Genomic DNA, 14,600 nt, shown 5'->3' on the forward strand with positions numbered 1-14,600 from the left:
GTGCGGTGCGGTGCGTGCGGTGCGGTGTGTGCCGGGCCTCCGGCGGGGCGGGGGTCAGGCGGCCAGCGGGGTGTCGTACAGATCGAAGCTGGCGGCCTGGGTGAAGCGGCGCGACAGCTCGGTGAAGACCTCGGCCTCGGGGCCGGGCGCGTGGGCGGGGGTGCCGATGCCCAGGCGGGTGCAGATCCGCAGCAGCGCGCTCACCAGCCAGTGCGGCCTGGCCAGGAAGGTGTCCGTGCCGGCCTGCTGGTGGCGCCACACGCCCAGGCAGGCGGCGGCGGCCAGCAGCAGCGTGTAGCGGTCGGCCAGCGCGTAGGTGTGCGGGTTGGCCAGCGAGTGCCGGCTCAAGGGGGCAAGGGCCGCGCACGCCTCGCGCAGCCGGCGCAGCTCGCCGGCCAGGTGGCCCAGCAGGGGGCGCAGCACGCCCGCGCACTCCCCCGCCATGGAGGTGTCCAGGCTTTCGGCGGCGGCCAGTTCGGCGCACAGCACGTCGTCGGCGGCCAGGGTGCCCAGGCGGGCGAAGTCCAGGGCGGGCAGCTCGCCGCGCAGCGTGAACAGGGCAGGGGCGGCGGCGCCGCCAGGCGTGCCGGTGAGCCAGGAGCGGCGGGCCAGGGCGGACAGCTCGGGGCTGATGGTGGACAGCGCGGCGGCCGCCCCGGCGTGCCCGAGGCTGGTCACCGGCAGGTCCCGTACGTGTTTCTGGAAGATGCCGAACTCGCCGTCGCGCACGTAGATGCTGGAGCCCAGCAGCACGGACAGCTCGTGCACGGCGTCGTGCAGCAGGATGGGCAGCAGGTACTTGGTGGCCGCGGCGTAGACGCCGGTGATGCCCAGGCACAGGCCGGCCGCGCGGGTGCTCGCCAGGGCCAGGCTGTCGCAGATCAGCAGGTCGGTGAAGGCGCCGGCCAGGGTGCGGCGTGCCTGCGGGTTGCGCTCCACCGCGCGCCCGCCGACCCCGCGCAGGACGGCGAAGCGCAGCGCGGTGCGCAGCGCGGTGTCGGCGCCGCCCAGCACCATCGAGGGCAGCACGCTGCGGGTGAACGCGAAGGACCGCAGGGCCAGTTCGACGCCGTCACCCTCCGCGCCCAGCAGGCCGGACTCGGGCACGGGGCAGTCGGTGAACTCAAGGCCGGTCATCGGGCAGCCGCGCATCCCCACCATCGGATAGCGCTCAAGGTCGCGGACCCGGCCGGCGGGCAGCGCCTCGCGGTCCAGCAGCAGGGTGGAGTGGGACCGGCTGCCCGCACCGGCGGAGCTGCGGCACACGATCACCAGGCCGCGGGCCCGGTCGGCGTTGATGATGACCCGCTTGGTGCCGCTGAGCACCCGCCCCGCGCCGGGGCCGGGGGTGAGGGTGAACTCGTCGCGCAGGAAGGCGTTGCCGTGCGCCAGTTCGCGGTAGGAGACGGCCAGGCGGCCGCCGCCGAGCAGCAGGCCGGCCGCCCACCGCTGCTGGGCGCGGCTGCCGGCCGCCCACACCGAGGCGCCGGCCAGCACCGAGAAGGCGCCGTAGCCGGTGCCCAGCGCCTGGTCGCGGCGGAAGACCGCGCGCAGCACCCGGGCCAGGGAGTCGGCCCGCACCAGGCGCCCGCCCAGGGCCGCGGGCACGAACTCGGCGTTGAGGCCGAAGCCGTCCAGGAGCTGCTCGGCCTCGGCCTGGGGCAGCCCGCGCTCGTCGGCGGCCAGGATCCCGGCGTGCCCCAGGGTGTTGGCCGCATCCCAGGGGTCGCCGAAACGCCGCTCCAGGTCGGCGACGCGGGCGGCGACCGCCGCCTCGGAATGCAGGGGGTCCGCTGCCCGCGGCCGGCCGGCCGCCTCGTTGTGGGATACGGCGAGCGTCGTCCAAGCCATCGATCCGCCACCTTCCGCCGGGCAAGGACACCCCGCGTCCCGCGGCAGTCCTCACCAACCTTGTGTGCCGAGCCTCACCAACCCCTCTGGAGGATCACTTGAGATGCGCACGCGGACGGCCACAGACCCCGCCCCCCCCTGTACACCGGGCACATCCCGGCGGGCCCCGCGCGCCCGCCCGGCGGGGCTTTCCCGAATTGCGCGCACCGGATCATTTATGCCCCGATCATTTACGGGCGGATCATTCGCGGGCGGGCCGCAGGCGCGGGAAAAGATCCCCCCGGCGCTTCCCGGACCTTCCCGTGCTTCCCCGGCTTCCCGTGTTCCCCGCGTTCCCCGTGGTTTCCCCGTGTTTCCCGGGGTTTCCCGTGCGGTCCGGCGGGCTGAAAGGCACTCAAGAACGCTCACACGGCGAGCGGAATCCCCCTGGCGTCCGCGCCCCGTTTTCCGTACACCCACTAGGGTTTCGAAAGTACACCGGGAAACGAAATCCGCACCGCGCACCCCTGCCCGGTGAAGAACCGCCCGCCCCTGCTTCCACCCGCACTTCCTCCCGCACTTTTCGCCCGCGTTTTTGCGCGCATGACTTCCGCCCCGACTTCCCCCCGGCCGCACAGGGAATGTGCGGCCCCGTTTTTGAGGGAGAGCGATGGACGCCACCCCGACGGCGCTGCGCCTGTTCGTCTTCCACCACGCGGGCGGCTCGCACGTGACCTACCGCCACTGGCCCGGCCTGCTGCCCGGCCGGTGGGACGTGCGCCTGCTGGACGCCCCCGGGCGCGGCCGGCTCGGTGACCTGCCGCCGCTGGACGACGCCGTGCGCCTCGCCGACTTCTTCCTGCGCCGCATCACACCCGAACTCGAGCCCCCCTACGCCTTCTTCGGGCACAGCATGGGCGCCGTGCTCGCCTACGAGATGTGTGTCCAGCTCGCCGCCCGGGGCCGGGCGCTGCCGGTGTGGCTGGGGCTGTCCGCGCGCGCCGCCCCCGGCGCCCAGGGCCAGGACACCCAGCGTCACCAGCTGCCCGACGCCGAACTGCAGACCCACCTGGAGCTGCTGGGCGGCACCCCCGAGGAGGTCTTCGACAACCCCGATCTGTGGGCGCTGTACGACCCGCTGATCCGCGGCGACCTGCGGCTGGCGGAGACCTGGCGGCCGCGGCCGGGCACCGGGCCGCTGCCGGTGGCGCTGTCGGTGTTCGGGGGCAGCGAGGACGTGTCGGTGCCGCCGCGGCGCCTGGCCGGCTGGGAGCGGCACACCGAGCGCTTCCTGGGCCTGCGGGTCCTTCAGGGCGGCCACTTCTACTTCCAGGACGACCCCGGCCCGCTGCTCGCACGGATCCGCCAGGACGTGACCACGGCCCTCACCGAGCCCGCCCGGCCCGCCGAGCCCACTGAAGCCGCCGGGGCGGCCGGGGCGGCGTCGGCGGGGCGGGCCGGCACGTCCCGCTGACCGCGGCGCCACCCACTGCCCGCTTGCGACATGAAGGGGGACAGATGCAGTTCCGCATCCTCGGTCCCGTGGAGATCCAGGACGAGGCAGCCGGCCGGTGGATCCATCCGGCCGGCGCCAAGCAGCGCGCCCTGCTCGGCGCGCTCGTGGTCAAGGCCGGCCACGAGGTGTCGGTGCACCGGCTGATCGACGAACTGTGGGGCGATCACCCCCCGGCGAACGCGGCGAACGCCCTGCAGGCCCATGTGGCCCGGCTGCGGCGCCGCCTGCCCGAGCCCGCCGGGACGCCCGGCAGGCCGCCGCACGAGTGGATCACCACCCGCTCGCTGGGCTATGTGCTGCGCCTGGGCCCGGCCGGCACCGACGCCCAGCGCTTCAACCACCTGGCCGCACAGGCCCGGCAGGCCGCGCCCCACGACCCGGCCCGGGCCGCCGGACTCTGGCGCAGGGCGCTGTCGTTGTGGCGCGGCCCGGCCCTGGAGGGCAGCACGCACGGCGACATCTGCGCGGCCGAGGCCGCGCAGCTGGAGGAACACCGCATCAGCGCCCTGGAGATGCTCTACGAGGCGTCGCTGCTCGCCGGGCGGCACGGCGAGGTCACCGGCGAGCTGGAGGAGCTGACCTGCGATCACCCCATGCGCGAGCGGTTCTACGACCTGCTGATGGTCGCGCTCTACCGCTGCGGCCGCCAGGCGGAGGCGCTCGGCGTCTACGACCGGGCGCGCAAACGCCTGGTGCACGAACTCGGCGTGGAGCCGGGCCCGGGCTTGCGCGGCCGCATGGAAGCCATCCTCAGACAGGACCCGGCCCTGGCCCGGCCGAGCCCCCCTGCCCCGCGGCACACCGGCCCGGACCGGGGCCCGGACCGGGGCGATGTCAGGACCGGCCCCGGGGCCGGAGGCGGGGGCGGAGGCGGGGGCGGGGGTGAGGCGTCGGTTGTCTCGCTGGGCAGCCAGATCGCCCGCCTGCACCACCGCATCGAGGGCCTGCGGCTGGAGCAGCAACAACTGCTGCGCCGCTTCGAGCAGTTGACGGCCGCGGCCGGCGCCGCGGCCGGAGGCCGCTGACCGCACCCCCCGCCCCCCTGGCCCCCTTCTGCCCGTACACCAGCGGTGCTCCAGGACGGCTGTGGCGGTGCGCGGCACGGTTGCGGGGCGAGATACGCGAGCACCCCGGCCCCGGCCGCCGGGGTGCTCGGGTATCTCGCCCCCCTGTCCGCGGCGGCCCGTCCAGGGCTTCCCCCGGCTCCCGGGCCGGCCGCCGCTCCCTGCCGCCCTGTTGCTGCTTTGTACGGCGGCCGGGGTCATCTCGGGCGCCGGGCGGCCGCGGCCAGCGCCCGCGCCAGGTCGCGCATCCGGCCCTCGCCCGCGGCGTGCGGCGCGCCCAGGACCACCAGCGGCGCCCGGCCGCCGGCGGCCGCGATGTGCCCGGCGAGGTGGCAGGCCAGCGCGCCGGCCCCGGAGAAGCCGCCGAGCACCAGGCGCTCGCCCGCGCCCAGCAGGGGCCGCAGCGCCGTGAGGCACTGCGGCATCCGGTCCGCGTCCGCGCGCAGCACGGCCAGGGCCTGGGGCCCCTGGTAGCGGCGGGCGAAGTCGGTGTGGCAGCGCTCGGGGGTGCCGGGCGGGGCGATCAGGCAGATGGTTCCGGCGCCGGTCCTGGCCGGGCCGCGCAGGTGCAGCAGGCGCCGCCCGGCCGGCCGGGCCACCGGCTCGTACAGGCGCGGCGTCTCGGTGCGGGCCAGGGGGGAGAGCGCCTGGGCGACGGTGGTCGACTCCCCCGCGCCGGCGGGCAGTTCGCGCAGCAGCCGGGCGCTGTGGGCGAGCAGCTGCGCCACCTGGTCGTCGTGCAGCCGGCCGCGGTCGTGCACCGCGCTCAGCACGAGATCTCCGGCGCTGTCGTGGTGGGCGACGACACCGACGGCGAAGGCGGTCGCGCCGGTGGCCGGGCCGGTGTCCTCCACGCGGACGCCCTGCGCGGCGAGTTCCGCGGCCAGGCCCCTGGGCGGGCGCGGAGGATGCTCGAAACACAGCAGCGTCGCCGGCCCGCCCCCGCCACCGCCGGTGTTGGTGCCGGCGGGGGTGGGGGTGAGCCAGTGGCGGATCTGTCCGGCGGAGACCCATTCGTAGGCGGACAGGTCCAGGACCCGGTCGCGCACCGCGCGCAGCAGGGCGCCCACCGGGGCGGCCGGGTCCACGGTGAGGCTCAGGGGCAGCGGGTTGTCGAAGGGGCCGGGAACGCGTTCGATGCCCTCCATCGCGATGCCGCGCCCGGACACCGTGACGCTGAAGGTGACCGGGGCCGGGCCGCGTCCCGGGCCGGCCGCGGCGAACAGGACCATCGCCCACACCGTCTGCAGCGCGCTGCTGGGCGTGGCTCCCCAGCGGGCCGCCCACTCCGCCAGGCGCGCGGCCTCGGCGCGGCTGAGCCGGGCCAGGGTGCGGCCGGTGCCGCGGCGGCCGGTGACGGCGCCCGCCCGGGCGCGCGGCAGCCCGGCGCCGAGGCCGGCCGCGTTGGTGGTGCGGGTCCAGAAGTCCCGGGCCGGCGCCGGGTCCTGGGCGGCCAGCCAGCGCCGGTAGTCGCGCAGGTCGGGGCGGCGTTCGCCGCCGTGCCCGCGGCCCGCGGCGAGATAGGCGCGGTAGAACTCCTGCAGCAGCAGGCGCACGCTGCGCCCGTCCAGCAACCCGCGGTGGTAGGTGAGGATGACGTCGGTGGGCGACACACTGCCCTGCTGCGGTTCGGGGGGCGGCCCGTCCAGCAGCGCGGCCCGCAGCAGGCCCGGCAGGCCCGGCTCGAAGCCGCGCCGGCGCTCCTGTTCCATCAGAGCCCGCCGGCTCAGCGTGCCGTGCCGGTGGCGGCGCACGTCCGCGCGGGCATGGGCGTGCAGCGCAAGCGCGGGGTGGGGATCGAAGACCAGGGCCGCGCGCAGCACGCTCTCGTGGTCGAAGACGCGCTGCCAGGCGGCGGTGAACCGGCCGGTGTCCAGCGGCCCGTGCCAGCGCCGCAGCAGCTGGGCGATCTGCTGGTGGGGGAACTCGGCGGTGCCGGCCAGCAGTTCACGCTGCAGCGGGCTCAGCGCCAGCGGCTCCGGCAGCCGCACCGGCCGCCGCCGGGCAGACAGACCCTGCGGCCCGCCCCCGCCGTCCCCGGCGCCGTATCCGATCCCGCCGTCCCCGGTGCCGCCGTCCCCGGTGTCGCCGCCGTCCCCGGCGCCGTATCCGGTCCCGTCCCCGGTGCCATACCTGGTGTCACCGTCCTCGGCTCTGCCGGTGCCGCCGTACCCGGCGCCGTACCCGGTCCCGCCGTACCCGGCGCCGCCGTCCCCGGTGCCGTGCCCGGTGTCGCCGACGGCGGTGTCGTACCCGGTTCCGCCCTGCCCGGTGTCGTATCCGGTCCCGCCAACAGCGGTGCCGTACTCGGTGTCGCCGGCAGCGGTGTCGTATCCGGTGTCGGCGGGGGCGGTGTGGGGGTGGGCGGGTGCGGCGGTGAGCAGGTCGGCGAGTACGCCCAGCGGGTAGGCGGCGGCGCAGGTAAGGATGTGGCCTCCCGGTGTCCGGCGCACGGTGGGGGGCTCGATCTGGCGCAGTGCGGGCCGGTCGGCGGCGAGGCGGGCGAGCGCGGCGTCCAGCAGCTCGGCCTGGAGGGGGCCGCGCAGTTCGAGGGTGCACGGGGCGTCGTGTGCCGGGCCGTTGAGGGCAAGCACGGCGGTCAGCGACACCTGTACGGTGCGTTCGACGGTCATCGGCTCTGCGGGGCCCGCGCACCCCGCACGGAGTGCGGCGGCGAAGGGGCCCCTCCCTCCTCTCCTTCGAGCGCGGGGACCGAGTATGGTCCGCGGCCCCACGGCGGGCTGACGTGCCGCTGACAGCGGCCGCTGCAGGTTTCCCCGCGTGCTGCCCTGCCCGGTGCAGCCGCTGCCCTGGCCTGCCCGCCGGGGCGGGTGTGGCCTGCGCGGGGCGGGCGCGGGCGGTGCGGTGGGCGTCTTGAGCGGTGTTCCGTGCCGCCTGGCCGGCCTGTCGAGCGGCCCTCAGGGGCCGGGGCCCGCCAGGTCCGGCAGCCCCTGGCCCCGCCCCCTGCCGCCGCCCGGTTACAGGACGCGGACGGCGGATTCGGCGTGCTGCTGGGCCAGGCGCAGGGTCTGCAGGCTCTGGTAGCTGAGTTCGGCCTGCACGCGGCGGCGGGCGTCGCTGAGGGTGGCGCCGGCGCCGAGGACCGCTTCGATGTCCTTCTCGCGCAGCACGGCGTGGTGCTGGGCCAGCACGGTGACGCCGTGTTCGTCGGGCACGACCGACCATTCGCCGCAGTGCGCGGCCAGCAGCCGGCGCGGCGCGGTCTCCTTGTGGACGATGCGGCCGGCGTGGGGGAAGCACACCCGTACCGAGGTGACGGTGCGCACGCCGCCGCCGTCTCCGCCGGCGAGGTCCAGGGCCACCTGCTGGACGCCGACCTGGGGCTCGGCCACCTCGGCCCGGCGCACGTGCGGGACCTGCTCGGGCCAGTCGGCGACGTCGTAGAGGAAGCCGTAGACGAGTTCGGCGGGCCCCTTGACGCGTACCGACTCCTCGAAGGACATCACCAGTTCGTCCAGGCGCGCCCAGTGCTGGGCCACAAAGCGCAGGCTTTTCAGGTCGGAGCGGGCGTTGGCGGCGGTGGCCGCCTGAAGCCAGGCCACGTCCTGGGGCCGTTCGCCGGCGGCGGTGAACTCGTGGTCCACGCTCAGCCGGCAGCGCCCGGGCCCCAGCGCGGTCACCGTCCAGGTGCCGCCCATCGATTCGGCCTGCTCCATGACCTGGTCCTGGCGGAAGGTGACCCGGCGCCGGGCGGAGTCCTGGATCCGGGTGGAGATCCAGGACCTGACCTGTCCGTCGGCCAGGACCCACATCCGCAGCCGTTCGCGCACCCCGTCGAAGTCGAGGCGCTCCACGTGCACGTTGGGCGGGAAGTACAGCGGCCAGCGCTCGGCATCGGCGATCAACCCGTAGACGACTCCCGCGGGCGCGGCCACCTCGACCGCGTGCGACAGACGGCGTACACGCTCACCCGCCACCAAGACCACCTTCTCTCGTCGAAAAGGGCCGCCCGCGTGCCGTCGGCGCCCGGCCGCGCTCGGCGTGCCCTGCGGACGGCGGCCGTCCGACAGAGTCTGTCCGGTGCCGCTCAAGGACGGCCGGAGTCCCCCTGGAGCCTGCCGTTGCCCCGGGCCGGGCCCTCCCGGGGGGCCTGGAAGGGGGCAGGGGGCGGGGGCGGGGGGTCAGGCGGCGTAGAGGTCGAAGGTCGAGCTGCGCCGGGGGCCGGCGACGACGTCGAGCTGGGGGTCGACGGCCAGCATGGCCTGGTGCAGGCGCTGCACCTGCGGGGAGGGCTCCACGCCCAGTTCCTCGATCAGGCGCACGCGCAGCTTGCGGTAGATGTCCAGGGCGGAGGCCTGCCGGCCGGAGCGGTAGAGGGCCACCATGGCCTGGGAGTGCAGTCCTTCGTGCTGGGGGTAGCGGGCGGTCAGCTCGGTGAGTTCGGCGATGAGTTCGGAGTGCCGGCCCAGGCGCAGGTCGGCGTCGATGCGCCGCTCGACGGTGCCGAGCCGGCTCTCCTCCAGGCGCATGACCTCGATCTCCAGGATCGGCCCCAGGCGCACGTCGACCAGCGCGGGCCCCCGCCACAGGTCAAGGGCCTGGCGGAAACAGCCGGCCGAGGCGTCGTCGTCGCCCGCCTCGAACGCCGCACGCCCCTCGGTGACCATGCGTTCGTACTCGTGCACGTCCACGCTGGTGGCCGGTATCTGCATCAGGTAGCCGCCGTGCCGGGTGGCCAGGACTTCCTTGGCCGCGCCCGGGGCGTCGGGGCCCATCGCGGTGCCCAGGCGCCGGCGCAGCTGCAGGATGTAGGTCTGCAGCGTGGTGAGCGCGCTCTGCGGCGGCTCGGTCCCCCAGATCTCCTCCATGAGCATGGGGACGGGCATCACCCGTCCGGGATACAGGGCCAGCAGCGACAGAATCTGCCGCGGCTTGCCGGCCGTCGGGACGATGGATCCCCCGTTGACCTCGGCACTCAACGGACCCAGAACCTGAATCTTCACTGGTTTCCTCCGTACCTCGTCGAGTTCCTCTCAGTGACTGATTTCCGTCGCCGCGAGCACACTAGCCGTAATTGCCCGGCCCCCTCCTTTTGGTCGACCAGGACTCAAGGCTTCCCCGACCAGCCGCCACCGGCCGCGAATTCACCCCCTACCGGGGGCCGCTCGAGAAAGCGTGAAAGACCGCTGGAGCACAACTCGCGCGGCATATCGGCGAAAACCCGTCCCCGCTACCGTCCAAGAGAAAACCTCCCCCGCTTTCCCGTTCTTCCGTTCTTCCGTTCTTCTGTTTACGGGGTGCGGCCTTTTGTGCACGGGGGCGGGGCGGCGGGCGGGCCGGGCGGCGGCCGCCTTCCGCCTTCCGTCTCCCCGCTCACCAGCTCCCCCGGCCGCCCGGGCCCGCCGGCCGGGCCGCCGGGGGCACCAGACCCCCGCCCCCGGCCCCGCGAACAGACGCGTGCGCCCGCCGCGTTCGAGGCGGCGGGCGCAGGGACAGCAGCGGAGGGGGTGAAGGAGGCGAAGCGGGTGGGGTGTTCATCTTGCGGGGATGAGGGGTTCGTTGGCTGTCTCGGGCGCCGTCGGTGCGGCGGGTTCGGGTCCGGTGGTGAGGATGGAGTGCTGCAGCCGGCGCAGTCCCGCAGACGGCTCCAGGCCCAGTTCCCTGACCAGGGTGGTGCGCAGCCGCTGGTAGACCTCCAGGGCCTCCCCGCGCCGCCCGGAACGGTGCAGGGCCAGCATGAACTGCCCGTGCAAAGACTCATGCGTCCGATAGCGGCTCACCAACACCGTCAGCTCCGCCAGCAGCTCACGATGGCGCCCCAGCCGCAGATCCGCCTCGATCCGCTGGTCCAAAGCGCACAGCCGGCTCTCCTCCAGCCGGCGGATCTCCATCTCCAGCAGCACCCCCGCCCGCACATCCGCCAGCACCACCCCCGAAAACAACCCCAGAGCCTGCCCCAACTGCCGCGCCGCACCAGCGAAGTCACCCGCATCCATCGCCCGGTAACCCCCGCCCGCCAGCCGCTCGAACTCCCGCACATCACTGCGCCCCCCACCCCCGCACAACACATAACCGCCCGGCGTGGTCACCAGCACCTCCTTGGCACGGCGTGCCGCCGCGCGGGTGTCCTGCGGGCGGCTGTGCGCCGCCTGGCGGGTGGTGGTGGGGTGGTGGGCGTGGGCGATGAGTTCGCGCAGCTGCAGGACGTAGGTCTGCAGGGTGGTGCGGGCGCTGCGCGGCGGAGTGGCGCCCCACAGCTCCTCGGTCAGCGCGGAGACCGGCACCACCCGGTCCGCATGCAGCGCCAGCAGCGCCAGGACCTGGCGCGGCTTGGGGGCCGTGGGCGTGACGGAGATCCCGTTGTGCCTGACTGCCAGTGCGCCGAGTACGTCGATGTCCACAGCGTCTCCCTGAACGTGGGCGGGGCGTGGGTGGGGGCGTGGAGGGTGCCGCTCGCGGGGGGGCGTTGCCCACCCCAGATTCAAGAAGGCCGGGCCCACCCTGTCAATACAAAACCGCACGGATGGTTTGTATCTTTGGGGGGTATTCCGCTGCCCTGTCCCGCCCTGTCGCCCGCCCGCGGCCGGCCGGGCGAGCCGTCCTCGAGGCTCTGTCGAGCGGGAGGACGGCTGCCGCGGGGTGCCGCGGGGCGGGCGGGCGTGGGGGTGCGGCCGGGGGTGCGGGTGCGGCGGGGGGTGCAGGGGTGCCCCCGGCCGCGGTTCACCCGGACGGGGGCACCCCTCTGTTCGGGTTCGGTCAGGGGCGGGGGGCGGGGCCGAAGAGGCCGGCGCCGGGGCCGTGCGGGAGGAGCTCGGCCAGCCGGTGGGGGGAGGCCAGGCGGGGCAGCATCAGTTCCCAGTACTGGCTGAGGGTGCGCCGGGAGACCCACTTGGGGTCCTTGACGCCCAGCACCTCAAAGCCCACGGTCGCCGCGACGACGGCGGTGGAGGCCTCGGCCGCCGAGACGCCGTCGGCGAGCTCGCCGTTGTCCTTGGCGGTGTGCAGCACCGCGTCGATCCAGCGCTGCCACTCCCCGCGCAGGTCGCTGTCCCCGCCGTTGTAGCCGCGGCGGGGGGCGGTGCCCACCAGCTCGAAGCCGGCCCGCACCACCGCGTCCTCCTCCAGGCGGCTCATCAGCGCGTGGGTGGCGTCGATGAGGCCCTGCAGGGCGCTGTCCTGGCGCTGTTCGGCACTGCGGGTGATGTGGCGGACGGTGTCGGCGGCGGCGGCTTCCACGGCCCGGGCCAGGTCGTGCTTGTTCTCGAAGTGGAAGTGCAGCGCCCCGTTGCTGACGCCGGCCCGTCTGCTGATGGTGGCCAGGGTGGTGGGCACGAAGCCGTCCGCGGCGAACGCCTCGGCCGCCGCCCGCATCAACGACTCCCGCGTGCGCGCGGCACGCTCCTGCTGCACCATCATCTTTCTCCTGACTGTGTGTCACATTCCCCCGTGCGTCTGCGTGGTTACTGCGGCGGGTTGCCGTGTTTGCGTGAGGGCAGATCCGCGTGCTTGGTGCGCAGCATCGCCAGCGCGGCGATGAGCACCGCCCGGGTGCCGGCCGGGTCGATGACGTCGTCGACCAGGCCGCGCTCGGCGGCGTAGTAGGGGTGCATCAGCTCGGCCTTGTACTCCTTGACCATGGCCGCGCGCACGGCCTCGGGGTCGGCGGCCGCGGCGATCTTCCGGCGGAAGATGACGTTGGCGGCGCCCTCGGCGCCCATGACGGCGATCTCGTTGGTCGGCCAGGCGTAGGTGAGGTCGGCGCCGATGGACTGGGAGTCCATGACGATGTAGGCGCCGCCGTAGGCCTTGCGCAGGACCAGCGAGATCCGCGGCACGCTCGCGTTGCAGTAGGCGTACAAAAGCTTGGCGCCGTGGCGGATGATGCCGCCGTGCTCCTGGTCGACGCCGGGCAGGAAACCGGGCACGTCCAGCAGGGTCACGATCGGGATGTTGAAGGCGTCGCACATCGTGACGAAGCGGGCCGCCTTCTGGGAGGCGTCGATGTCCAGCACCCCGGCCAGAACCTGCGGCTGGCTGGCGACGATGCCCACCACCTTGCCGTCCAGGCGGGCCAGGGCGCAGATGATGTTGCGCGCCCAGGCCTCGTGGACCTCCAGGAAGTCGCCGTCGTCGACGAGTTCGGCGATCACCGCGTGCATGTCGTAGGGGCGGCTGCCGTCCGCCGGCACCAGGTCCAGCAGCGCCTCGCAGCGGCGCCCGGCCGGATCGGAAGCGGCCAGCGCGGGCGGGGCGGCGCGGTTGTTGGAGGGCAGCATCGACAGCAGATAGCGGACCTCGGCCAGGCAGGTCTCCTCGTCGTCGTAGGCGAAGTGGCACACCCCGGAGGTCTCGGCGTGCACATCCGCCCCGCCCAGCCCGTTGTGGGAGATCTCCTCGCCGGTGACCGCGCGGACCACGTCCGGGCCGGTGATGAACATCTGCGCGGTCTCACGCACCATGAACACGAAATCGCTCAGCGCCGGACTGTAGGCCGCCCCGCCCGCGCACGGCCCCAGCATGACGCTGATCTGCGGGATGACCCCGGAGGCCCGGGTGTTGCGCCGGAAGATGCCGCCGTAGCCGGCCAGCGCCGAGACGCCCTCCTGGATCCGGGCGCCCGCCCCGTCGTTGAGGGAGACCAGCGGCGCACCGGCCGCGAGGGCCATGTCCATGACCTTGTGGATCTTCGTGGCGTGCGCCTCGCCCAGCGCCCCGCCGAAGATCCGGAAGTCGTGCGCGTACACGAAGACCGTGCGGCCCTCCACGGTGCCCCAGCCGGTGACCACACCGTCGGTGTAGGGCCTGTTGGCCTCCAGGCCGAAACCGCTCGCCCGGTGCCGGCGCAACTGCTCGACCTCCGTGAACGAGCCCTCGTCCAGCAGCAGCCCGATCCGCTCGCGCGCGGTCAGCTTGCCCCGGGCATGCTGCGCACCGGTCGCCTTCTCACCCGGGCCGGCCAGCGCCAGCGCACGGATCGCCGCCAGCTCGCCCGCCCGCCCCCGCGCATCAGCCGCCCGCTCCTGTGTGCCGGCCGGCTGCGCTGCCCGCTCGCGCGTGCCGGCCGGCTGCGCCGCGGGCGCCGCGGGCTGGATCACCGTCGCCATGGCCATCCCCTTTCCCGTGTTCGGGTGAACTGCCGTGTATCGGCGCGGGCACGGCCGGCAGGACCGCACGCGCAGAGTAACAAACCGCATGCATGGTTTCTTTAGAGGTGGGGTGGAGTTGGCCGATCATCGCCCCTCGCCGCCCGGCACCCGCCGCCAGCTGTCCGGCGCCTGATAGGCACCCGAGCCCGCGGGCGCGGGCCAGCACACGCCCTCCCCCGCCCCGGCGCCGTCACCGCCGCCGGGGTGGTGGCCGGGGTGGCCGTGGGGGGCGCCCGCCTCCCGGGCGCCGGGCCGGGACGCGGCCAGCAGCGCGCCCAGGACCACGGCGAGCGCGGCGAGTTCCTCCGCACTCACCTGCCCGCGCTCGATCCTGAGCAGGGCGCTTTCGCCTCCGGCACTCTCCACGGACCCTCCTCGCGTTTGGCCCACGGTCTGCCGCACGGCTCAAGAGGCGCTCGGATCCCCCTGGAGACACCCCACTGTGCGGGCGCGGCCCGCGGCCGCACGTGGGCAGCACGGGGGGGCAGCGTGCGGGCAGCGCGGGGCGGCGCAGCGCCCGGCCCGCCCCGCCACGGGCGACGACCCCGGGCGGGGCCGGAGGGCGGAGGCCGCGGGCGGGAGCGGAGGGCGGAGGCCGCGGGCGGGAGCGGAGGGCGGAGGCCGCGGGCCCGGGCGGGACGGAGGGGCGGGGGCCGCAGGCGCGGGGACCGCGGGCCCGGGAGGGCGGGCGCGGGCGGGACATGGGGGCGGGCGTGGTCTGAACTGCCGCCCGTGAGCTGGGGGTTCGCCTGGCACCCGGGGGGCCGGGCGCGGCCGGGCCGGTGGGCCGGGCCGGTGGGCCGGGCCGGTGGGCCGGGCCGGTGGGCCGGGCCGGTGGGCCGGGCCGGTGGGCCGGGCCGGTGGGCCGGGCCGGTGGGCCAGGCCGGTGGGCCAGGCCGGTGGGCCAGGCCGGTGGGCCAGGCCGGTGCGGCCCCGGGTGCTGCCGGTGTGCGGCGCGGTGGTGCGGCCGCTGGTGGTGCGGTGTGGCGGTGCGGTGTGGCGGTGCGGTGTGGCGGTGCGATGTGGCGGTGCGGGGGGGTGCGGGGGGTGCTGTTGGCGGGCGCGGTCCCGGTGTCCGGCCAA

At 75.2% G+C, this 14,600-nt stretch carries 10 protein-coding genes; 2 read left to right on the forward strand and 8 right to left on the reverse strand.

Annotated elements, in window-relative coordinates:
* Positions 1–54 precede the first annotated feature (54 nt).
* Positions 55–1,851, reverse strand: coding sequence for an acyl-CoA dehydrogenase family protein (locus AC0KTA_RS40370; RefSeq protein ID WP_481056930.1), 1,797 nt, complete (start codon positions 1,849–1,851; stop codon positions 55–57).
* Between the two features lie 649 nt (positions 1,852–2,500).
* Between AC0KTA_RS40370 and AC0KTA_RS40375 the strand changes: the two genes are divergently transcribed.
* Both AC0KTA_RS40375 and AC0KTA_RS40380 read left to right on the forward strand, forming a co-directional pair.
* Entirely contained in the window at positions 2,501–3,304 is an 804-nt protein-coding gene (locus AC0KTA_RS40375; protein WP_481056931.1) for a thioesterase II family protein, read from the forward strand.
* 44 nt (positions 3,305–3,348) lie between these two features.
* Positions 3,349–4,371: an AfsR/SARP family transcriptional regulator gene (locus tag AC0KTA_RS40380; RefSeq protein WP_481056932.1), complete on the forward strand. Its 1,023-nt coding sequence runs from the start codon at positions 3,349–3,351 to the stop codon at positions 4,369–4,371.
* 236 nt (positions 4,372–4,607) lie between these two features.
* On the opposite strand, the gene AC0KTA_RS40385 is transcribed toward AC0KTA_RS40380, so the two are convergent.
* The 7 genes from AC0KTA_RS40385 to AC0KTA_RS40415 form a co-directional block, all read right to left on the reverse strand.
* Positions 4,608–7,043 (reverse strand): condensation domain-containing protein, encoded by a 2,436-nt coding sequence (locus tag AC0KTA_RS40385; protein WP_481056933.1) that lies wholly within the window; start codon positions 7,041–7,043, stop codon positions 4,608–4,610.
* A 345-nt stretch (positions 7,044–7,388) separates the two neighbouring features.
* A complete protein-coding gene (locus AC0KTA_RS40390) occupies positions 7,389–8,348 on the reverse strand; it encodes an aromatase/cyclase (protein ID WP_481056934.1) in 960 nt (319 codons plus the stop codon).
* 204 nt (positions 8,349–8,552) lie between these two features.
* On the reverse strand, positions 8,553–9,374 hold the full coding sequence (locus AC0KTA_RS40395) for an AfsR/SARP family transcriptional regulator (protein ID WP_481056935.1): 822 nt from the start codon (positions 9,372–9,374) through the stop codon (positions 8,553–8,555).
* A 531-nt stretch (positions 9,375–9,905) separates the two neighbouring features.
* On the reverse strand, positions 9,906–10,772 hold the full coding sequence (locus tag AC0KTA_RS40400) for an AfsR/SARP family transcriptional regulator (protein WP_481056936.1): 867 nt from the start codon (positions 10,770–10,772) through the stop codon (positions 9,906–9,908).
* Positions 10,773–11,127: 355 nt separating this feature from the next.
* Positions 11,128–11,787, reverse strand: coding sequence for a ScbR family autoregulator-binding transcription factor (locus tag AC0KTA_RS40405; RefSeq protein ID WP_481056937.1), 660 nt, complete (start codon positions 11,785–11,787; stop codon positions 11,128–11,130).
* A gap of 44 nt (positions 11,788–11,831) precedes the next feature.
* Positions 11,832–13,475 carry an acyl-CoA carboxylase subunit beta gene (locus AC0KTA_RS40410; RefSeq protein ID WP_481056938.1) on the reverse strand — a complete coding sequence of 548 codons (1,644 nt, stop codon included), beginning with the start codon at positions 13,473–13,475 and terminating at the stop codon, positions 11,832–11,834.
* A 126-nt stretch (positions 13,476–13,601) separates the two neighbouring features.
* Entirely contained in the window at positions 13,602–13,883 is a 282-nt protein-coding gene (locus AC0KTA_RS40415; RefSeq protein ID WP_481056939.1) for an acyl-CoA carboxylase epsilon subunit, read from the reverse strand.
* Positions 13,884–14,600 lie beyond the last annotated feature (717 nt).

Source organism: Streptomyces sp. Y309 (genome assembly GCF_056712025.1).